This is a genomic window from Rubripirellula reticaptiva (assembly GCF_007860175.1).
GTDB lineage: Bacteria > Planctomycetota > Planctomycetia > Pirellulales > Pirellulaceae > Rubripirellula > Rubripirellula reticaptiva.
The window spans coordinates 250,535-273,641 of the sequence record NZ_SJPX01000002.1; the positions used below are offsets into that span (position 1 = coordinate 250,535).

Below are 23,107 nucleotides of genomic sequence, written 5' to 3' on the forward strand. Positions count from 1 at the left end.
AAGTCTGACGAATTCAATTCACCCTCCCTTGGGGTCGCGGAAGAGCTTGCGACGACGCGGGGAGGGGCGTCTGGCAAGATGGGCAGTATTCGTTCGTCGCGAATCCCCTCCCCGAAACCTCGTGCCTCGGCTTCGACCCTCCCCAAGGAGGGTGAAGAACACTTGCGTAGATACCAATGCCCTTTGGGAGAGTCGAGCCGAAGCGAGGAGAGGGTGTCCGCGATTGCAAGCCCCACCCGGCCGCTACTGCGTCCGACCTCCCCGCTGGGAGGTAAAAACGGGAGGATTCCAAAGCCTGAAAATCTCGCAGTTTCAAGGTCAACGGGCATATCGATTTACGATCATCACCTTCACTCTCCCTTTGGGCATTGGTATCTACCCAAGTCTGACGAATTCAATTCACCCTCCCTTGGGAGGGTCGCGGAGGAGCTTGCGACGACGCGGGGAGGGGCGTCTGGCGAGATGGCAGTAATCGTTCGTCGCGAATCCCCTCCCCGAAACCTCGTACCTCGGCTCCGACCCTCCCCAAGGAGGGTGAAGAAAACTTACGTAGATACCAATCCCCTTTGGCAGAGTCGAGCCGAAGCGAGGAGAGGGAAAATCCAGATCACTAGCACTTGCAATACTGATTCCGACTCTCCCAAGGGCACTGCTATCATCACCTCCCTTCGGGGAGGTCGGACGCGGTAGCGGCCGGGTGGGGCAACGGTATTGATGTGTTTGGACTCTTTTCACTCAACATTCCACTGCGCTTGTTGGTCCGGTTGCGAAACGAAAAGGGAATCCCCGCATTCGATGCAATCGCAATCAAAACGGAATCGACATCTCGTAGTACTTCCTCGTTAGTAAATCGAATCACCGTCCAGCCTCTACCAACTAGGTATTCCTGCCTCCGTAGATCCTTTTGCTGTACAGAATCGTGGTATTCGCCGTCTAACTCAACGACAAGTCGTTCTGCGACACATGCGAAGTCGACAAAGAATGGCTCAATCGGATGCTGTCGGCGGAACTTCATTTCACAAAGTTGCTTTCCTCGCAGGACGCTCCAAAGCAAACCCTCCGCCTCGGTTTGTGTTGCACGCAGCGATTTGGCTCGCTGCGTTTGCTTCGGCGTCTGTCGTTTCATTGGAATTTCTCTCTTTCACTGACTGAGTAAGCCCCACCCGGCCGCTACCGCGTCCGACCTCCCCGCAGGGAGGTAAAGTTGGGAAGATTCCAAAGCCCGAAAATCTCGCAGTTTCAAGGTCAACGGGCATATCGATTTACGATCATCACCTTCACTCTCCCTCCGCGAGAGTCGAGCCTAAGCGAGGAGAGCGTGTCCGCAATTGCAAGCCCCACCCGGCCGCTACTGCGTCCGACCTCCCCGCAGGGAGGTAAAGTTGAGAAGATACCAAAGCCTGAAAATCTCGTAGTTTCAAGGTCAACGGGCATATCGATTTTCGATCATCTCCTTCACTCTCCCTTTGGGAGAGTCGAGCCTAAGCGAGGAGAGCGTGTCCGCGAATGGAAGCCCCACCCGGCCGCTACTGCGTCCGACCTCCCCGCAGGGAGGTAAAAAGTTGGCAAGATTCCAAAGCCCGAAAATCTCGCAGTTTCAAGTTCAACGGGCATATCGATTTACGATCATCACCTTCACTCTCCCTTTGGGAGAGTCGAGCCTAAGCGAGGAGAGGGTGTCCGCGATTGGAAGCCCCACCCGGCCGCTACTGCGTCCGACCTCCCCGCAGGGAGGTAAAAGTTGGCAAGATTCCAAAGCCTGAAAATCTCGCATTTTCAAGTTCAACAGGCATATCGATTTTCGATCATCACCTTCACTCTCCCTTTGGGAGAGTCGAGCCTAAGCGAGGAGAGGGCGTCCCCGAACGCAAACCCGAACGGAGTTTTACAATTCCCTTTAGAAATTAGCGTCCATTCGCACATCCGCGGGCGAAAACATGGCCTTACCTCCGCGAAATCAAACGGTCCGATTTGCGAAGTCAAAACAGGCTGGCAGCCTGAACTATTCTGCCGGACTCGCAGCAGCCTCGGTTGGCTCTGCCTGATCCGCGTCAGCTGAGTCTCCGTCCGCTTCGGTCGGCTTAGCTTCATTCTCGGCGGTCTCCGCTTCGGCTTTCCGGCCGCTTTCCTTGCGGTGCTTTTCTGCCATCTTCGGCTGTCCCAGCGCGTCATAGACCTCGGCCAAATTCTCGTGCAATTGAACCTTCTTCTGGCCCGTCGCTTTGGGCAAGACTTTTTCAAAGTAGGGCAATGCTTCCGCGTACTTCTTTTGCTTGAACAATACCATCGCCATCGTATCACCGAACGACGCGTTGTCCGGAGCCGTCTCGATCGCCATCTGAATCAAGCTTTCCGAGCGTTCAAAATCCGGGTCGTCCGATTGGCACAGAACCCAGGCCAGATTGTTGGCTACGATCGCCATCGACGGATCAGCCTTCAAGGCTGCTTCTAAGTGAAAGATTGCCCCCTGCGAATCAGATTCTTGCCACAGCAGATTTCCCAGCGAAAAGTGAGCCAGCGGAACCGTATGGCCTTCCGCGATCCAGGTTTCTAGCTGCTCGCGAAATTTTGCACGCAGGTCCGCTGAATCACTGCGTGCATAAAACGCGTTTAACACCTTGTACACATTCGGGTTCGACGGATTCAACTTGGCGGCTTCCGACAGCATCGCCATGCGTTGTCGATCGGCACTATTTTCAGAACTGGGATCATCACCCGGAATCTGCTCCATCCGCATCAAAACTAGATTGGATGCAATCGCACGAAGCGCCGGATCGTCGCCGGTCAGTCGCAACCCTTCATTCAAGATCGCGTCGACCTGTTCGAATTTTTTCTGACTCGCCAGGATCGCCAACAATCGCACTCGCTGCGCACTGTCCATCGGATCCGACCCGATCGCGTTGACCGCATACGCCTCGGCACGCGTGCTGGCACGAGCCGCGTCTTCTTCGCGACCCAGCCGCCGATACAGATTGCTGATGTCGAACCACAACTCGGGCTTGCGTCCCGCTGCCGACTCGAACCGTTTGACCGCCTCGTCCACCTGCTCGACGGCCAAGTGATAGTTCGCCCACAAAATGTCATTCTCGGGCGTGGCATCGCGAGCCCCATGGCGAAGATGGAACTGTAACTTTTCGACCAAATCCTTGTTCGTACCGTTCTTGGCAATCGCAGCACCATACATGATCGCTTTCTGCCGGTGCGCCGATGCGAACCCCACCGAATCATCGGGTGCCAAACGGTCCAACATTTCTCGCGCCGCCTGAGTATCCCCGGACGCATCCAGGATCGAGACCCAGTTCATTTGGTCCTGTTCGCTGCCACGGTCACCGGCACCGACCAACCGCGAGTAATAGAACTTGGCCTTCTCCAAATCCTTGTCCGCAACCGCCTGACGAGCCGCCAACCGATATTCGACCGCGATATCATCGCTAGTCGTCATCGCACGAACGATCAATCCAGCAACGACCAGGATCGCCAAGATCGCCGGTGAATAGATCAGAACTCGATACAAATTACGTTTCATCGAAACCAGGTCGGGTAAGAAGTCCAAGCGTCAGCGAACCATCGCCAATCAAAGCAGCCCGATGATCCCAAATCGCAAGTCTGGATCTCCCATCGTATCCGCCGTCCCCCCCGATTTCAACGACAACCAGCCACACCTATGAATTCACAACATCCATAACACGATGCTTCGCCGGAGCCAAATCGCAAACAAGGCACCCTGGGCGAGCCAAAGCTGCGCGGGCGAACTTGGGCCCTCGGAATGTCACGCCGTTGGCGCGAATGCCCAAGCTAAGACGTCGCCGGTAAGAACTAGTAAAGTGCTAGCACCGAGCCGACCTAGCGCAACGACCGACGCCGACGGCGCTGAATGAACACGCCAGCATAAGCAACTGATGCAAAGCCAAAAGCCGAAGGCTCCGGCACGGCCGTGACGGTTACGTCCATCCCAACGAATCCAATCGAACCGCTCGTCGCTTCAAGTTTAAATGACTGATTAGCGGCGAGTGCGAATGGAGTCGTAAAGATGAACTCAGTTCCCGAAGCGATTGTCTGACCCGCGAACTCAAAGCCTTCTCCGGAAACAAAGCTCTGGAAGGACAGAGATGAAACCGTCACCGCTCTATTGAAACTCAACGTAACCGACTCGCTTAAGTTCGCGTCGAATCGGTCCGTGGTATCGCCAGTCGTACCGACTGCTCCAGCCCGATCAACACCAAAGCTGCCAGAATTGGCATTGACCGATGGTGCCGCTAAGGGATTGTTGTCCGCAATTTCAATGATCGACAGCTCAAGACCGGGAAAGCCAACTACCGACAACCCACTGGCTCCAGCGGTTTTGTCATCAATAGTATCTCCGAACGTCGTCGTCCCCGATGCATTTCGAAAATCGATGAAGTCAGCACGGGCCCAACAGCATCCCACGACGCTCAACAATCCGGCTATGGCTAGTCTTCTGAACATGTTCCGGTCTCCGAGTCGCAAAGAGTGAAAGGAAGCCGCCAACTTCCGACGCCAATAAGATAGGCGATTTGACCGGAGGATTCAAATGTTCACAGAGCGACAACGACCGATTTCACCGAACCTTCATCGCCCAAGACTTCACGACCACGCAGAAAGACGCTGCAGACCACGCGGCTGGCCCATCCGGCCAAAGCCACCATTTGCCTGGATCGGCCCGTAAGAGACTGCTCCAGTACGAGCAATTCACACTCCCCGTGGGCATTGGTATCTACCCAAGTCTGACGAATTCAATTCACCCTCCCTTGGGGAGGGTCGCGGAGGAGCTTGCGACGACGCGGGGAGGGGCGTCTCGCAAGACGGGCAGTATTCGTCCGTCGCGAACTCCCTCCCCGAAACCTCGTGCCTCGGCTCCGACCCTCCCCAAGGAGGGTGAAGAGTGCTTAGGTAGATACCAATGCCCTCCCAGAGGGCATCGGTATCTACCCAAGTCTGACGAATTCAATTCACACTCCCTTGGGGAGGGTCGCGGAGGAGCTTGCGACGACGCGGGGAGGGGCGTCTGGCAAGACGGGCAGTATTCGTCCGTCGAGAATCCCCTCCCCGCTCGTTCCTCGCGGCCCTCCCAGAGGGAGGATGAAATCATTTTCAATGCTGTTACTTGAGCAGTCACCGTCGACCGGGCTGACCGTGGTTATCGAAAAAAGGCACAGAGCCCGTTAACGCCGAATGAAAAAGCGCTTCCGCTGACAAGCTAGAAGTCGATGTCAGCTCAATTTCCGTGTCGTGGATGAGGCCACAAGTCCTTCGCAGTGGAGAGACTCGTGGCCTTGTCCACGACGGCGAAAGCCGCTATCCGCCCGCTTCCTACTCGGCGGTTGCGGCCGCAGCGCCAGCCCAACGCGGACCGTCAAGCAACTCTTTGCGAGCGGCAAAAAACAGGGCCTTTAGCGAGGCAATCTGTTCGTCAGTGTAGGGCCCCGAACGATCCGAGTAGAGCTGGATGGTCGTGCCAGGAAGGTTCGGCAGGGTGGGATCACCAAAACCGAAACGCTTAGCCGTGGCCTTGATAATATTGCTGGCCCGACTCGCACGACACGACGCGACAGCGTCTAGCGGGACGAAGCTTTGTCGTTACTCAACAATTGAATATCGTGATCAACCATTGATTTGACGATGCCATCGATGCCGGTCGTTGCTTTCCACCCCAAATCGGCATGGGCACGACTAGCATCGCCCACCAAATTTGTGACCTCAGCTGGGCGAATGAAGCGAGGATCAGCTTGATAGTGGTCGCGCCAGTTCAAACCGACTCTTTCAAAAGCACTCGAAAGGATATCTTCGACGCTGTGTGAGGTCCCGGTTGCCAATACATAGTCATTGGGTGAGTCTTGATCGAGCATTCGCCACATTGCGTCGACATAGTCCGGTGCATATCCCCAATCGCGACGTGCATCGAGGCTGCCCATCCGTATCGTGTCTTCCAATCCCAACGAAATCGCGGCGGCAGCACGAGTAATTTTGCGGGTCACGAATGACTCGCCCCGACGTGGCGATTCGTGGTTATAGCAAATCGCATTGACCGCAAACAAACCGAACGACTCGCGATACAACCGGGTCATTTGGGTCGCAAAGGCTTTGGCGACACCATACGGCGAAACGGGTCTCATCGCCGTATTCTCATTTTGTGGACCAGTCTCAGGCCTGCCAAATATTTCGCTACTGCTGATGTGCAACAATCGCGGCGACTTGGGTAAATCTCGCAAAATCTCAAGCAGCTTAAGCGTCCCCATCGCAGTGAACTGACACGTCGATTCGGGGATTTCAAAACTAGCACCAACATGGCTTTGACCGGCCAGATGATAGACTTGATCTGGCGCCGTCTTATTCAATATCCGTCGAATCGTCGTTACGTCATCCAAATCGGCGTAGTGCAAGAACAATCGCGAATTGTAAATGCTCTTATCATGAAAAATTGGATCCAAACGCAATCGCGAAATCGAACTACTACGACGAACCAATCCATGAACCGTGTACCCCTTTCGAAGCAGCAATTCCGTCAGATAAGAACCGTCCTGCCCTGTAATTCCAGTAATCAGTGCGGATGGCGAGTTCGATTCGGTCATGATCTACAGGTGATTATTTTTGGGTTATTGCTTGACGCAAATGTGCGAAGTGGCCGTCAACGTTAAAGCGACGATTCTTGCCCAAACAAAGTTGTCAGGCTCGACAGCGGGCAGCATAGTCTTTGTCTGGCGTGGACACGGAAGTTTGCTTCAGCAAGCTGAGTTCGTCGAAAACAAACGATCCAACGTTCGTCGCCATAAAATCAGACACAAACAAACTCTGATTTCACCAGATGTTTAGACGCTAGATCCAGTCAGCTTACCGAGCAGCACCGGCCCAGCGGGGCCCATCAAGAAGTTCTTTACGAGCGGCAAAGAACAGGGCTTGCAGCGATGCGATCTGTTCGTCGGTGTAAGATCCCGAACGATCCGAATAGAGCTGGATCGTTGAGCCGGGAAGATTCGGCAGAATAGGCCCACCGAACCCGAACCGTCTGGAAACGCTATCGACTAGAATTTCGACCGCCTGAACTGGTTGAAGAAGACTCTCCCGCCAATCCAAGTCACGCATCTCACTGCGATTGCGGTCAACGACGGTAAACATTACGTACCCCGAACTACCATCTCTTTTTGACATCGTTAATTCCGAGAAAGACAGGTTATTAAACGGAACATCGGTCGGTGATTCAACAAAGTAATCGGGCGAGGTTACCCAACCAACATTGACGTAGCAAACATTCAAATTGTGCCACTCGGCCCAGGGGCAATCGACGGAAAGAACCGCTCGAACACCGTCTCGCTGGAACCCCCAGGTGTACGAATCCGGAGCCTGCAGACCATTCTTCACGCGTTCAACATGCTGAAAACCTGAACGAGACCATCCCGCTAAATCGGCGGGCAAATCGGTTTCAGTTGACGCCGCCAACCGCGGCATTTGATCCATCGAGACAATCCCTTGATCGGGATCGCGCATCGCTGCGAACCACCCCAGCCCAATGATCGGCAGCAGGAGTGCGCCAATGGCTATCAGAGCCTTGCGTGAAAGCCCCCCCAGCAATCCACCGGCCTGCTCCAAGCCGTCGTCGCCCATCGAGTCCGTGCCATGAAACCCTCGGGCGCGGGCGAGTCGCTCGGCACGTGACTCTTTCATCTCGCCATCGGATCCCATCACTTCAGGACGCCGCAGCGACGGCAATCGCAATCCCGATCGTGCAACCATTTCACCCCCGTCTTCGACGTGGATTTCATCATCCCCTTCATCGAACCAGGCTATGCCCAGCTGACGCTGACAGAACACGCCGACGATTTGATCGGTGCTGGCCACCATCCCCAAGATGAACGCGAACACGACCATCGATAACATCTCGTGTCCGGCACCGCTGGCGTACCAAGGACTGACATTATCGGCCAGCACCACACAGGCAGCCACGCGGATGGCATTACCAATCAAGACCCAAAACACGGTCTGAACTAAATTGAAACACGTGCGAACCAGCCGGTGATGGGAAACCACCGCATAGACCGCCACCACCGCCAGTGACGAAAACAACGATCGCACGCCGCTGCATGCTTCCTCGGTCATGTACTGCGACTTTTCGGTAATCAACACGACGCCTTCGCGAAGGTGACGAATCCCGGCACCATCCAATAGCAAACTGGCAAGCTGACTCGCGAAGAACTGCATCTTGAAGATCAGCGTGTCGTCGTAGTTCATCGGCAAGGGAATTGCCAGCAACCACAGCGCCAACACCGGGGCCATCACCCACAATCCGCCCGAACCGACAAGTCCGTACGTAAGTACGCACGATGCCAGCGCCGTCGCCACGATGCCGACCCAAGGACTGTTCAGCAAATGGGCCGCTAACACCAGCACCACAATCACCCCGGCCCCGGTCATCAAGACGGATGTCCGAGGCCACGTGGCGGCTTCGACCGCCGCCGGCCAGCGCATCTTGGCCAGCACGCCAATCATCAAAATCAACAGCGGAAAGTACTGGTAATGCCCATCCCGCCAGGTCCAGGTGAAATACGTCCACCACAGCGGCGCAAACGCCAGCAAGGTCAAAGCAACCAATCCCCAAACCGCCGGTCTAATCGTCGTCGCGTCCAGCCGAGGTGAAGCGTCGGCCATTGGTGAGTTTTCAGTCATGGCGAGGGAGTAGGTGTTAGGCGACAGGTTTTAGGGAACAGGTTCCTGGGAACAGGCGCAGCGGCGGGAAAGTTTTTTTGGGCAGGGAGGCCGGATGGGGCCAGCTTACGGCAAAGACGTGCTGATTTCCAACCGCCGGGCATCGGTAAATGCGTATTGGACGTCGATCCTGACGTCACTTCAATATCGATTCACCCCAGGTGGCCCACTTCACGCCCATAGTCATCAAATGAAGACCATTTGCCCTGGGTCCACTGAAATTAGTGTTTGATTAGCGAAGATGAGTGTTCCCAAAATGCTACCAACTGGAACACTCATCGTGTCTAATCGCACACTAATTCCATCGCGTCCCCTTAACCTGATGCGGATCGCCTATTCACCCCTCCATTTCACGTGCGCTAACATCACTCTCCCTCCGGGAGAGTCGAGCGTCAGCGAGGAGAGGGCATCCGCGCATCAAAGCCCCACCCGGCCGCTACAGCGTCCGACCTCCCCGCAGGGAGGTGAATTAGGTAGTTGCCAAGCAACACCGAAAAACCTACACGCCCTTCTTCCGCAAGCAAGCAAGCGACGCGACCGGCCGAGGTGAAGCGTCGGCCAATGGTGAATTTTCAGTCATGGCGAGGGAGTAGGTGTTAGGCGACAGGTTTTAGGGAACAGGTTCCTGGGAACAGGCGCAGCGGCGGGAAAGTTTTTCCGGCAGGGAGGCCGGATGGGGCCAGCTTACGGCAAAGACGTGCTGATTTCCGACCGTCGGGCATCGGTGCATCCGTATTGGACGTTGATCCTGACGTCACTTCAATATCGATTCACCCCAGGTGGCCCAATTCACGCCCATAGGCATCAAATGAAGACCATTTGCCCTCGGTCCACTGAAATTAGTGTTTGATTAGCGAAGATGAGTGTTCCCAAAATGCTACCAACTGGAACACTCATCTTCGCTAATCGCACACTAATTCCATCACCTCTCTTCGACTTGATGCGGATCGCCTATTCACCCCTCCATTTCACGTGCGCTAACTTCACTCTCCCTCCGGGTATTGGTATCTATACAAATCTGACCAATTCAATTCACCCTCCCTTGGGAGGGTCGCGGAGGAGCTTGCGACGACGCGGGGAGGGGCGTCTGGCAGGATGGGCTGTATTCGTCGGTCGCGAATCCCCTCCCCGAAACTTTCCTCTCCCCGAAAGCTAATGCCTCGGCTTCGACCCTCCCCAAGGAGGGTGAAGAAAACTTGTGTAGATACCAATGCCCTCCGGGAGAGTCGAGCGTCAGCGAGGAGAGGGCATCCGCGCATCAAAGCCCCACCCGGCCGCTACAGCGTCCGACCTCCCCGCAGGGAGGTGAATTGAGCAGTTGCCAAGCAACACCGAAAAACCTACACGTCCTTCTTCCGCAAGCGGGCGACGCGAAAACGCCATTTTTAAAAACTAGCGGCGGTCTCCCCGACCGACCGCTAGACGTCGTCCGCAGGTGATGTTGGTGGCGCAACAACAGCAGCCTTGCGAATCTGTTGCGCCTTCTTCCGATCCTTGCCTTTTTTCTTATCGTCTTCTTCGTAATAGGAATTGTTTTCGCGATAGCCGTACGAATAACCGTACGAGTATCCGTACCCATACTGATAGGACGAACCGTAGTTGTAATTGCCTTCCGCTTCGCTGGACTTCCCGTACCCGCGAGCGGCTCGGCTGCCGACACCGTTGACGACGATCCCCAGCACGTTGGCGTCGAGCGTTTCCAACATCCGTGTCGCCTGAGCAACCGCTGGCTTGATGTTCTTGCGCAATCGAACCACCAAAATCACACCATCCACACGCGACGCTAAGTTGGCCGGATCACTCACCGCCAGCAGCGGCGGCGTATCGACAATGATCATGTCGTATTGCTTGCGAAGCAAATTCAGCAACCGATCGAAGTTCGGTGACGACAACAATTCCGATGGGTTGTCCGGCCGTTCGCCGGCCGTCATCACCGACAAGTTCGCCACCACCGACCGTGTGATCGCCGCCTGAATCCGGTCATCCAAACCCGCCGCATCCGCTTCGCACTGCTCAATCGCCCAAGCGGTTCCCTTGTCATTTTCAATGCCCATGACCTTGCCCACGCGAGGCCGTCGCAGGTCACCGTCCATCAACAGCACCCGGCGGCCGGATTGAGCGATCGCAACGGCGACGTTGGCGGCAATGGTCGACTTGCCGTCCGACGGTGTCGAGCTGGTCATTTGCAACACTTGGTTGTTGCCGGATTGATTGCTGAAGTAGATCGCCGTCCGAATCGCCCGAAACGCTTCGGCCTTTTGCCCCTTACCACTAAAGAACGTGACCAACCGCGAATCCAGATGTTCGCCCACCTCACCGGGTTCGACCTTGTGTGGTTTCAGAACCGGCACATGCCCAATGATCGGCAACCGAGTGTGTTCGGCAATGTCACGAGCACTGTGGTAGGACCGATCCGACATTTCCCGCAGCAAGGCCAACCCAAAGGCAAGCATGCCGCCCAGCAGCCCACCCAAAATCAACGACTTCGGCATCGATGGCGCAAACTGGTAGCCCAGCTTGGCGGTATTGAGCGGGAAGACTTTCAAGCCATCGCCGCCCGACATCAAATTGACTTCGTCCAAGCGAGCGACAATGCGATCATAGAGTTGTTGTTGCCGATCAATTTCACGAACAAACTGTGCCGATCGAATTTCACTATCACTTTCGGCGCGAGCCTGAGTCATTTCAGCTTCGTAGGCGTCGGAAACCACCGTCAGTTCCGAATCGAGAGCGTCCATTTCTTGACGAAGCGCCCCGACGGCAAATCGCACTTGTTCCATCGCCCGATTTCGCGGCTCAAGATCCTCATCTGGGTTTTGAAAACTAGACGCCTCGGCCGCGGCGGCCTTCATCGCTTCATCCAGTTCGGCGTTGAGCCGTTTCTCGTTTTCCTCAACTTTTTCGATCGTCTTTTCAATCAGCGCAATTCGTTTGTTGATCGTGTCGATCGCCGGGTGATCGCGACCGACCGTATCCACCAGCGATTCGCGTTCCAGTTGAAGCGGTAACAGGCTTTCCTGCCGCATCCGTTCGCCAGCGTTCAACAACGGCTTGCTGCGGATCTTTTCAAGTTCCCATTTTTGTTCCGGCGACATCGACCGTGTGAAGTCGGCGGCCGCATCGTCCGTCGCCTGAAAGCTACTATTAAGCGCCATCAAGATCGCTTCGTAGGGCTGTTCCTCTTCCATCGCCTTGCGAGTGGAGGACAGCAAAGACGAAAGCTTGGCCTTTTGAATCAGCAGATCTTGCCGCTGAGCCATGAAACGATCCGCATTGTCACGGTGGATGCTGGTCGTATCGTTGCCGCGATAAATCAGTCCGGAAGACTTCTTGAAGTCACTGAACTCACCTTCAAGCGTATCCAGCTTTGCCAGGACGTCATTTCGAGCCGTCTGAATCAAATCGATGGTTTCTTGCCCCACGTTGCGGAACTGCTCTTTCAAATGACTCGCATAGGCATCCGTAACCGCCTGAACGACCCGCTGCGATGTCGATGGCGAAGTACTATTGAACTGAATCTGAAACACACTCGAGCCGATCGAGCTACCGGCCGATCCAATCGATAGGCTCGCATCGCCAATTGCCGCAGCAATCTGCTCGGGCGCCATGCCAGCAAATTCCGGAGCCGTGGAAAGCTCGCCAAGCTCGGCGGCACGGCGCAAAATTTGCTCGCTGCGCATGACGATCGCTTCGTCACCTAAATTTCGCCCCTTTAGGCCCGTATCAAGCCCGTCAACCGGCAGGTTTCGGGCCAAGGATTCAACGATCTGGACCTGAGCCGCCGAGCGGTACATTGCCGGTTGACGCGTGAAGTGAAAATATCCAACCGCGAGTCCGATCAGCGTCCCAAGCGCAAGCAAGTATCGAGCATTCCAAGCCACTTTGGCATAGTCCAAATGACCGCCACCCACGGGCGACGCAGCCATTTCTCGACCGCGTCTATCCGCCAAGTCAGGAGAACGCGTCTCGTCTTGCGATTGCATTTGATTCATGTGCACGGGAGAAGTGTCTTCATTGAGCGATTTGGTGACAGTGACGCACCTAAGCGATTGGACGTCTGTTCAGCCAAAGCGTCTAGATTATCACAAATTTATTGAAATCAGAAAAAGAGTGAGGCAAAGAAACGGAAAAAATCTCTTCTCAACCGGAAAAACGAACCCAAAGCGAAAAACGCCACCTTTCGCCTAGTTTCTTATCCGAGAAGGTGCACCAAGCGTACCGCTACGCTGCGCCGCTCTTCTCGCGCCAAACTCGTCTCCCAGATGAAGCGAGACGTCAATTTTCGAGGAAAGCCGATATGAATTTGGAGGAACTACCCGACACGAAGCACAGCTGTCGGTAGACGATCCCAACTGCACTGAATTTGATCGTGAATTGGCGAAATCGTCGCAATGGCCGAAAAATCAAATCGATCAATGCGAATCATCGACCATTCGCCGGACCTTTTGGTCCAGCAGGACAAGTGAAAGCAGCAGTTCGGCGTAAAACCGTTGGACCGAGTAGTAGATCCCCCGCCAACCATCCAAGATCAACATGCGATACACCAGGCAATAGAACAGAACGACAAAAGGCGCGATGACGATTTTTGTTCGCAACCAATCCTTCCAACTCAAGTCTGAGGCGGGTGATGAATTGATCTTTTCGGCCTCTAGAAACGCATACTTTGCTTGAGCGCCAAACCAGGATGCAATCGGCTTTCGATCGTCATGGTGAATATGACTCGAGATTTTTCCAAGTTCGCCACTAACGTGCACTCGATGCGCGTGCCCATCTCGCACATAGTGTGCCAGTTCAGTTCGGTAGAGAACAGTTCGCGGAGGATAGAGGGTCGCCCGCAATGGCTTGCCAAAAACACAATACTTAAAGGATGCACGGAAACCAGCCATCTGCGAATCAAGATGACTGATTTCATCGGCGAGCTCGGTACTACAATTGTAATCTGCGTCTAACGACAATACCCATTTGGTTTTAACTTGCGAAATACCAAAGTTGCACTGGCCTGCGAAGTGATCAAAAATCCGTTGGACAACATGAACGTTTTTGAAACGCGCCGCGATCTTGAGAGTTTCATCCGTACTGAAACTGTCAACTAACAAGATACTCCTCGCCCAAGACAGTCCTTGAAGTGTTCGCTCGAGGTTAGCCTCTTCGTTATAAGTAAGAATTACTGGAGTTATGTCAGCTAGCGAAATCTGACTCGAAACGCCAGACTCCGACGCTCCTGGAGACAAGCCGCTACAGGCTGTTGTAGAAGTCACTCATTTGCTCCGCTGCATTGCGCCATGTAAATTCACGCCGGGCATAATCAGAACCCCGCTGGCCCATATTAAATCGGTCTTGGTCGCTCAATGTACAAGCTTGCGAAAGTGAGTTAGCTAACGCATCGATCTCCGGTGCCACCCACCAACCCATTTGATGATCCCTCAAGCATTGCCAAGGCGTCGCTGTGGTCGCTATCACTGGCAATCCACTAACCATCGCCTCGGCAACAACGATCCCAAAATTCTCGCTGAACGAGGGGAGCACAAACAGGTCCGCGGACTGGTACACGGCCCATTTATGACCGTCCTCGATCTCGCCGTCAAACGAGATTTTCTGATTTAAACCAAGTCGATCAATTTCACGCTGGACTTCGAATTGATGCCCATTTTCATCAGGGCCAACAATCGATAGTCGCCAGTTCGCAGGCACACTGGCGTGATGCCAAGCATGCACCAGGTTAATCAAGCCTTTCTTGGGGTGAATCCGCGACAGAAACAAAGCCGTGCGTTGCCGATCTGGCCGATGATCACCTGACCGACGAACAGGAAGATCATTAGGAACAGTGACGGCATTGGGAATCACGCAGGCTGGCTGTTTAAATCCCAACGCTCGCACTTCGTCCAATTCCAGTTGCGAGGTGACGTGAAAAGCAGTCGCCGACTTCAGATCTTTTTTTTGGAAGGCAAGCCAAGCGAGCCTCTTTTTCGAACTTCCAAAGTTCATTGCCCAGGTGCCCAACATTCCGCGAGGACTGACCACACGGACCATGCTATGCCGTTGACAAAACAGGGCGACCGCATGATTAGATGCGAGCCAAACGCCATGGTCGTGGATCACCGGCCGATGGAACCCTTCACTTAGCCGGGCAAGATGCTGGGCAAACATTTTGGGGATTCCCCACTGCCGAATCCACGTTGACTCACTTGCACTGTGAACCCTGGATAAGTCCGCCGGGAAATTACTTTGCACGGTTGGATCCGCGGAAACCCCAACCACCAAATGGTTATCGACCCCCGCGTGAACGAGAGCATCACAAATCGCAGGTACGCTGCGAGAAGTGCCGCCATGATCCCAGCGCGTGCTAGCGATCGTCTGGACGACTCTTAAGGTTTTGTCTGGCATGCGTTTTAACAAGTATCAGCAAACAACCGAGTCTAAACAGTAGATAGCTGAGAAAAAAGAAACTGACTTAAGTATTGCGAGATCTGACCGCCATTTCTTGCCTATGGAAATCCGAGCAATTATTGCGAAAAGTCCTGCTCAAATTCGCATCGACAATTTACGAACCGCGATTCGACATTTCCATTTACACTACTAAACCGGCAATAAAACCCTTCCGCGAAGAGCTTATAATAAGTAGGTCAACACTCAATCGTGATTCTACATCGCGTTACATAACGCGCAGAAAAACGCCACGAAGGTTAATTGACACAAGTCCGGTTTTCAATATCTAAGCCGAGGCTTCAGGCAACGTCTCTCAACTAATACGGTAAAACAACTCAGTCCAGCGAGAGGCCCACGCTTCTGCAGAGTACGCTTCTGCAAAACGCTGGCTGCTTCTTCCCATGGATTGCAAGCCACCATAGTTTCGGTGGACCCAGATAAATGCATCGCAGATAGACCGCCCTTCGGATGCACAAACATACCCATTAAAACAGTGGTGAACGAGGTCGACTGAAGCCCCACATGAGCTAGTGGTAATTATTGGTAATCCTGACGCCGCCGCTTCAGCAATCACGGCCCCCCAGGGTTCGTAGCGGCTTGGCAGAACAAATGCTCCAGCATGAGCTAGTTTATTCGGTAGATCGTTGGGCTGGACAAAACCATGATCAACAATGCCAGGAACTCGTAAAAGTGACGCAAGAGGACCGGATCCATAACAATCCAGAGGCCATGGATCAGTTAGCATTTCGCGATACAACTTGTATCCATCAACAAGTTCATTGATTCCCTTTTCGGAAGCGTAGCGACCAATATACGCGAACGATTTCGGCCAAGGATTCGGACGATGCTCTCCCCCTGCGCGAAATGATTTGTAGTCAATCCCGTACATCCCAGTCATCGTTTGTGACGCATTAAACCCTAAGCGTTTTGAATATATTTGCCCGCGATCACTTGCAATCACGACAGCTAAGAACTGATTGCAAAAGCGATTCAGAAGGAGACTCCCTAATCGCTGACTCCACGTGTCACGCCATGGCGTATCAATAACCAGAACAAGGCGAGCGTCCGCCAATTCTCTTTCCCTCGCGAGCTTACGATAGGTTCGCTTGCCCCAGCCACAAATGACTAAAATATCGGGTTTGCCAGCTAACACAGCACTCCGAAGCGTTTCGAAACTGCTATCAGCCAAAAGCGTGTGATTGTTTACTGCTGCGACAACATTGTTGTCGTAAGGGCGTTTTGTCGGATAAGAAACGATACTGAGTTCACATGTATTTTGCAATTGGCACCAGCAAGCCGCCATATAAGCGTTCACTTCATTCCAAACAAACGTAACACGTGGGCGAGCGGGCGATTCTACAACGCAATGTTTTTCAGTATACACGCGTTCCATCCCTCAAATCCGCATGCACCAACCCATTACTTTCATGCACGAAAAGTTTCCGATAAATCCCAACCACAATAAACCAGCCAACAATCCCGTAGCTCATTAAGATCAAATCGATACCTGACCGGACGCCAGCAAACAATGCAAGTGTCCCGATTCCATAGACGATGAACCCACCTGTACTCGAATTTCTTTCCAGCATGTATGCGAGACTCCGCCCGCAACGCCCCAAGACAACTCCCCCAAAAAGACACCCAGGAAACCCAAACGCCAAGTAAAGTTCGCCAACTATCGATGATGAATACGAAACACCTTTTGCACCTAAAAATTCTGGCAAGCTAAATCCTGGATCAATTGGTTTCCCGGGCCACAATACACGTGGCACCGGACGCGACCCGACCCAAATTAACCAACGCCAAGTCACGTGCGGGTGTTGCGCTGGAATAATTACCGTGAGTTGAGAAAGCCGCAAGAAATTATCGTCGACATGCAAATACTGCCGCTGGGCCATCCTATCTCCAATGTCCCCAGATAAGATCCGTGAAAGCCCGTCATTTCGATAGAGCAATATCACTTGCATAACTAGTAGAAGGATCGTGAATACGAAACCAACGACCAGTACCGAACGAAAACGAGGCAGGGGATTTGAGAGAAACCATACGACCATTCCTGATCCGACTAGAACACCGATCACTCGGCGCCCACCACCTATGGAAAGAAGCGACGCTATAACCCCAGTCAAACAGATCGCAGTAAATGCTCGGCGGTTCAACCAGCCTATTTTCCGCGCCAGCAATGTTGTCAGCACAGGCAATACGTAACCAAAATAGGCGAAATGATCGAGAAACGCGTCCCAACCGCCCATTGCCCCACGAGCCCAAGGCGCTTCCCATCTGCTCCCCCCAAACGCACCAACAATAGCCTCGAAATCGAATTTCGCCGGGATAGCAAAACGGAGGAGGGCCAGGAAGAATGCAATCCAGATCAACACAAGTAGTTGCTTTGCGGATAACTGAATCTCGAGCCCTGCACGCATCCGGACCGGAAATCGCATAGGAGACAACAGCCCGCCAAGCCAAACGCCACTAGAAAACAATCCAATCGCTCCAAGCGAGTGCACTGTAGTTTCAGGATCAATTCCGGGAAGCGGATATGCGCCTTGGACCATGTCCAGCAGCAACCAATAAACCGGTGCAGCAGCTACAACATTTAACGCATGAAAAGCTGATTTGGGAGCAGCGAGAACGCTTGTGAACTGAGATATCAACAGGCCGATCGAGAAAACGATAGCTGGCAATCGCATCGCACCTGCAACTTGACAATCGAGCGGGACCATTGATATGGCGATGACAAATGACGCGACAATCGCAAAAAGGCCCAGCAATGGATTCGTCCGCCAAACGATGGCCAACGGGATCTCATTTGTTTGCACGTGAAAATCCTGCCGTGGTTGTACTGTTGCGTGGCCAAACGAAACTGAGGTTGTTCGGTTTCATTACCTCATCTCACACATTCTGCTAGCCACTTGGTCAATCGAAAACACTTCTCGGACATATGAATTAGCTGTCCACTCGGACACTAAAGAAGGATTTGCCAGACAGTCCAGAAGCGTTTCGACTAAGAACTCAGCTGAATTGCTTAATAGACGGCGGCCGTTCACGTTTTCGATAACCACGTCACCGCAATTTTTCGACACAACAATTGGTAGATGGTGAAATTGCGCCTCAAGTTGAGTAATACCAAAACCGTCGCTAAGCGTCGGAAACACCATCAAGTCGGCATTCCTATACCACTTGCCAACCTCGTTCCGTGGCACATTTCCGTGCCAATTAATATTGGCAATGTTTCGATGCTCTTCAGGCACATTTGAATGGTCCCCGACGACGTCAAAAACTAAAGGCTTGTGTCGAAGTAAATTCGCAGCGGCAACCACGTTTTCAATCCCCTTTTCCAAGGTAGCTCGTCCAATTACCAAAACACGTAGTGGCCTTAAAACGCAGAATCCGCCAGTGTTCTTGACTTCGGAATCATCACCGACAAATGTTTCCAGATCCGGATCCGTACTACTGGATTCGTACGCGACAGGAACGACAACGATTTTCCCTGGCTTGACTCCTTCCCTGATTAATGAGTCACGCGACCAATTTGAGTTAACAACAATCGTATCGGCCAACAAGCACTCTGAATGCCAATCAACCCAATACCGTGACGGGACCTGCCGTCTCGGTTTCCAATGTGGATTTGCTTTGTATGCATTCGCAACGAGGACGTCATGTGCCAAACCTGGGTCAATTTGACCAAGCACACACCTACAACCTGCACGCTTTGCCACCTCAAACACCGCTTTTGCCGTGTACGCATAGCTAAAAACAATTGGACGCGCATCTGAAGTGGCAAGATGTTTCTTGAGTTGGCTTGCAGCGAACTTACTGAACCATTCGTTTCGTTGCAGAATTTGGTCCCAACCTTTTGAGCCCAAAGGTGAACGCCAGCCTATCTCATGAAGCATCGATCTGATATTTGCGTGCGAGATTCGTTCCCCGACAAGCTCGGAATGAAAACGCCCCGCAAGCCGATTCGCCAAAACCGATCGCGGAATCCTGATTCCGCGCCTCAACCAAGTGTCCGTTATCAGCAACTGAAGCTGGGAACGCCTTGCAAAACCTCTCGCGAGGGCATAGTTCTCCCGTGCGCCCAACTGACAGACAATCCACTTACTTGTCATGGTTTGCCCCTAAGTTCAGGAGGCGAGATACGACAATTGCGATGCAGGAACCAACGTTCGCAAAACTCATAGCAAGTACATCCGTAAACAACTGCAGCTACACTTCCCCAAAACGCCATCCAGCCAGACTGCGGACGCCCTCCAAATTCCGCGAACAGGTATGCAGAAATGAGACTCAGCAAAGGAAAGTGAAAAATATAGATACTATAAGACCGTATACCCATGTATCGAAAAAACGTCGTAATACCGACTGCATTAATACGAGGACTACTGGCGCATGCAAGCGCGATAACGGATGCACACAGGCAACTCACAACCAACGCGGACGCAGTGGGCAGACGAGTCACCAAATAAAACGCAGACGATAACGCCGTGCAACCTACTGCTAGGCGAAGAGCCGTCTTAGATCCGAATCGCATCACCAATTCGGCGAGCCCAGCTCCAGCGAGCCAAACGGGATATTTCAAAAGGACCTGAGACGCGAAACCTAAATAAGAAAACGCTGGCAATAACATTTCTGCCACAGGGACCAGCAATAGAATGCCGAGCGGAATTACTCCGAACGCAACAATCCAATTGATCCTTCGAACAATTAGCCAGCATGGATACGCGATATAGTACACAACCTCATAGGCAATGGACCAAAGTGGCCCGTTGGTTCCAAAGTCTTTTCCCGTTGATGAGGGCAGGAGCAAGAACGCAGAAAAGACAGATTCTTTATCGTAGGTTTTGAACGCGAAAAGCCTATTGATGAACGCGTCCTCTGTACTGGCCAGATAGAGTGATTCGAAAAAGTGTCTCCCGAAAACATCAAGTAACAAAGTAGCAAATAACGCCATCGCGTATGGGGGAAGGATGCGGAGCGTTCGACGACGAAAATACCTCTTGACATCGAGCGAGTTCGAATTTGTTTCGAGTTTTAACTTAGATGCGAATCGCAAATGGATAAAAAAACCGCTCAAGGCAAAAAACACCCAAACGGCTTCATGCCCATAGCGGAATGCCGCCGACGAGTAGGCGAGCACGTCTTGCCACCAGGAGTGCTTAACGTTGATCCAACTAGAATGCCCCGCCCACAGCAGCCATCTTGAATGCCCCAACAACACGTATAGTGCAAGAAATCCCCGTAGCGCATCAAGCATTGCAAGGTTTGGTTTATGACTATCCGACGCTTCTAACACAAAGCATCTTCACAGAGTCGTTCCATTTCAAAAACCATCGGGTTACAACGTCCTTCTAAAGTTTAGAGACTAAGGCAAAGTATTTCGAAGGCAACGAAACACTACACCCGAACTGTCTCGGAGGCCTTGCAATAACACCGAACATTGATAGATCACGCAAAACAGCGAACGAACTGACGGAACACAATCAACCTTCAATTACTCTTCCAAAACAACAAAAAACATCTATTTTAGATTCTTTAACTCTCTAAGTGATTTCGGCTTCTTACGAAGCTCCCGAAAAAGACAAAAAGTCGTATTTGAAACTGGTTCACGGGATGATCTCAAGAATTCAAATAACCCGCCTAAAACCCCCAATGCACGAACGAAAATTCGTCGCGGGCGGCCGGTCCAGGTCATGCAACGTATGGTGGTCCCGAAGAGGAAGGGAACGAACATCGATGCTGGAACGTTTTGCCAGATAAACAGAATCGCATTTCGCACCCCATAATAATCCATTCTAACACTGTTTCGTTTCGGGGACTCATTGTGCGTAATTGGGGCCGCTGTGCCCAGACGAACATAATACCCTTGTTCTAGCATTCTGATGCAATAGTCCGATTCCTCTCCCTGGTGTAGCAAACTGTCACGAAAGCCGCCAAGCTTTAGGAAGAGCTTTCGATCTACTGCGTAAGCGGTCCCCTTGAAAGTATTTGTTATCATCGCCTCGGTTTGGGTCGGTGAGAATTGGCGCACTTCATCAGAATACGCAGGCTCTACATAGGGTATCGCGACAGCACCAATACACTCTTCCGTAAAATCGGCAAGTGTTTCCGCGATCGTATCCCTAGCTGAAAACTCTGCGTCATCATCAATCGAAAATACGTACTCGCCGGACGCTGCGAGAGCTCCCTCATTACGACTAGAAATATACCCAACAGACCGTTCGTGTCGAATTAAACGAACTTTTGGAAAGAACTGGCGAACGCTTTCACTTGTTCCATCGCTCGAACCGTCATCAACAACGATAATCTCTGGCAGCGTTGTCTGAGAAACACAGGACTTCAAAGCGCAAAGCAGCTCATCCTTTCGGTTTCTGCTTGCGATGACAACAGTTGCTAAAGCCATCGGCAAGGTTCACTAGCAGTTCGGCGAGAATACAGCACAACCATAATATCCTTTATTCGCGACCTCGAATTGTCTTGGCCGGAATGCCGGCTACAACGGTCCACGGAGCCACGGACTTCGAAACAACCGCCCCAGCCCCAACAACTGCGCCAGTGCCGATCGTCACGCCCTTCAGTATGATTACCCCTGCACCAATCCACGCGTTATCCTCAATTGTAACAGGCTTTGAGAGCATGAGTTGCGAACCAACACCAGTGCGTTCCGCTGTACTATGGTCCGAGTCGGTTATGTAACAATGAGGACCGATCATGCACCCGCTACAAATCTCAATTTTCTGGTGAGCGTCGATCATAGTGTAACGATTGATATATGCACTGTGAATCACAATTTGTTCAGCACCCGCATCTCCGTTTGCCAAAAGCACGACACCATCATCAAGGCTAGCGCCAGCGTGCAACGTTATCGCAGAAAAATTGCGAGGAATAGATATCGATTTCATCCATACATAACCGGAAATACGAACTCCCAGCAAGCGATACCAGATGTTCCGCAGCCTCGACATGGCACCGCTAACAACACGAAGCGACATCTTAAGGACAGATGCTCGCAATAATCGCAGTGGCGTGGAAGTCATCGCAGGGTTTTGACAATTAACTGCATCGGAAAACCGACTAAAAACCGAAACCGCCGGAGACTAACGTGCCAGCGAAAGGTAGAAGAATAGATTCGAAACGCATCACGAAAGTTTCGCTCACACAACAGCATCACTGCTAACGAGCGTGCGTGTTGCGAGATGATAAACATTCGGTTCTTAGCCTTCCCCCTCCCCCCTGGATAAACACCCTGCTTTTCGTTAACAATCAATCGCATTATGCCCGTGATTGCGTGACCAGTGTTCTCAGTCAGACTGTCAGGTTGCAGTCTCCTTGTCAGCGTAAAAGGGCGGCTAACTATTGCAAACCCTTCCTTCTCTCCGAGCCGCAACAAAAAATCATGATCCTCTCCGTTCCTTACGGAAATGTCAAAGCCACCAACATCTATAAAGGCGTCACGCCTAACTGCAATCATTCCGGCTCCCGCAAACCGGCCCTCAATTGCCGCAAGCAGATAGCAATCGTAAATTTTCGGCCGCGGTGACAAGAATTCAGGCATTTCAGATTTCACCGATTCGTCGTAACAACTGCCGCAAATGCAAGAAATATTCTTACGCTGTCTAGCTACATGAGCAAACACTCCAAGCGTCCACGGAAACCAAAGATCGTCGCTGTCCAGAAAAGCCAAATACTTTCCCTTTGCTGCCATCGCACCCGTATTTCTGGCAGTGCTCGGACCTGCGTTCAACTGACGAATAACAGTGATGCTGCCACTGATCTGATCAAGGAACGCCGATGTTCCGTCTGTCGATCCATCATCGACAACTATGATTTCGTAATCAGAAAACAACTGCGAATTGACTGATTCTATCGCTTCCCGCAGCAAGCAAACGCGATTGTAGGCCGGTATCACGACGCTAAACATAGGTCCGCCGGACCAGTCGTTTCGGTCAGAGATTTCGTTTTCCAT

At 52.5% G+C, this 23,107-nt stretch carries 15 protein-coding genes; all 15 read right to left on the reverse strand.

The window, feature by feature from the left end; genetic code table 11:
• Window positions 1–658: 658 nt before the first annotated feature.
• On the reverse strand, window positions 659–1,126 hold the full coding sequence (locus Poly59_RS07195; RefSeq protein ID WP_146533435.1) for an endonuclease domain-containing protein: 468 nt from the start codon (window positions 1,124–1,126) through the stop codon (window positions 659–661).
• Window positions 1,127–2,002: 876 nt separating this feature from the next.
• Complete coding sequence (locus Poly59_RS07200) at window positions 2,003–3,526, reverse strand: tetratricopeptide repeat protein (RefSeq protein ID WP_146533436.1); 1,524 nt, start codon at window positions 3,524–3,526, stop codon at window positions 2,003–2,005.
• Window positions 3,527–3,843: 317 nt separating this feature from the next.
• A complete protein-coding gene (locus tag Poly59_RS07205) occupies window positions 3,844–4,467 on the reverse strand; it encodes a hypothetical protein (protein WP_146533437.1) in 624 nt (207 codons plus the stop codon).
• A 1,109-nt stretch (window positions 4,468–5,576) separates the two neighbouring features.
• Window positions 5,577–6,590, reverse strand: coding sequence for a GDP-mannose 4,6-dehydratase (locus tag Poly59_RS07210; protein WP_146533438.1), 1,014 nt, complete (start codon window positions 6,588–6,590; stop codon window positions 5,577–5,579).
• Window positions 6,591–6,849: 259 nt separating this feature from the next.
• On the reverse strand, window positions 6,850–8,679 hold the full coding sequence (gene xrtU, locus Poly59_RS07215) for an exosortase U (RefSeq protein WP_146533439.1): 1,830 nt from the start codon (window positions 8,677–8,679) through the stop codon (window positions 6,850–6,852).
• Between the two features lie 1,457 nt (window positions 8,680–10,136).
• Complete coding sequence (locus Poly59_RS07220; protein WP_246151595.1) at window positions 10,137–12,710, reverse strand: polysaccharide biosynthesis tyrosine autokinase; 2,574 nt, start codon at window positions 12,708–12,710, stop codon at window positions 10,137–10,139.
• A gap of 420 nt (window positions 12,711–13,130) precedes the next feature.
• Window positions 13,131–13,976 carry a glycosyltransferase family 2 protein gene (locus Poly59_RS07225; protein WP_222436056.1) on the reverse strand — a complete coding sequence of 282 codons (846 nt, stop codon included), beginning with the start codon at window positions 13,974–13,976 and terminating at the stop codon, window positions 13,131–13,133.
• On the reverse strand, window positions 13,954–15,102 hold the full coding sequence (locus Poly59_RS07230; protein ID WP_146533441.1) for a glycosyltransferase: 1,149 nt from the start codon (window positions 15,100–15,102) through the stop codon (window positions 13,954–13,956). Before Poly59_RS07230 ends, Poly59_RS07225 begins: the two co-directional genes overlap by 23 nt.
• 355 nt (window positions 15,103–15,457) lie before the next feature.
• Window positions 15,458–16,528 carry a glycosyltransferase family 4 protein gene (locus Poly59_RS07235; RefSeq protein ID WP_186776077.1) on the reverse strand — a complete coding sequence of 357 codons (1,071 nt, stop codon included), beginning with the start codon at window positions 16,526–16,528 and terminating at the stop codon, window positions 15,458–15,460.
• Window positions 16,518–17,963 (reverse strand): O-antigen polymerase, encoded by a 1,446-nt coding sequence (locus Poly59_RS07240; RefSeq protein ID WP_146533443.1) that lies wholly within the window; start codon window positions 17,961–17,963, stop codon window positions 16,518–16,520. The genes Poly59_RS07235 and Poly59_RS07240 overlap by 11 nt, the downstream gene beginning before the upstream one ends.
• A gap of 63 nt (window positions 17,964–18,026) precedes the next feature.
• A complete protein-coding gene (locus tag Poly59_RS07245; RefSeq protein ID WP_186776078.1) occupies window positions 18,027–19,040 on the reverse strand; it encodes a glycosyltransferase family 4 protein in 1,014 nt (337 codons plus the stop codon).
• A gap of 212 nt (window positions 19,041–19,252) precedes the next feature.
• Window positions 19,253–20,398 (reverse strand): acyltransferase family protein, encoded by a 1,146-nt coding sequence (locus tag Poly59_RS30600; protein ID WP_146533445.1) that lies wholly within the window; start codon window positions 20,396–20,398, stop codon window positions 19,253–19,255.
• 264 nt (window positions 20,399–20,662) lie between these two features.
• A complete protein-coding gene (locus Poly59_RS07255; protein WP_146533446.1) occupies window positions 20,663–21,544 on the reverse strand; it encodes a glycosyltransferase family 2 protein in 882 nt (293 codons plus the stop codon).
• 52 nt (window positions 21,545–21,596) lie between these two features.
• Window positions 21,597–22,133 carry an acyltransferase gene (locus tag Poly59_RS30530; protein ID WP_315852568.1) on the reverse strand — a complete coding sequence of 179 codons (537 nt, stop codon included), beginning with the start codon at window positions 22,131–22,133 and terminating at the stop codon, window positions 21,597–21,599.
• 41 nt (window positions 22,134–22,174) lie between these two features.
• Window positions 22,175–23,107, reverse strand: a complete 933-nt coding sequence (locus Poly59_RS07265) for a glycosyltransferase family 2 protein (protein WP_146533448.1) — start codon at window positions 23,105–23,107, stop codon at window positions 22,175–22,177.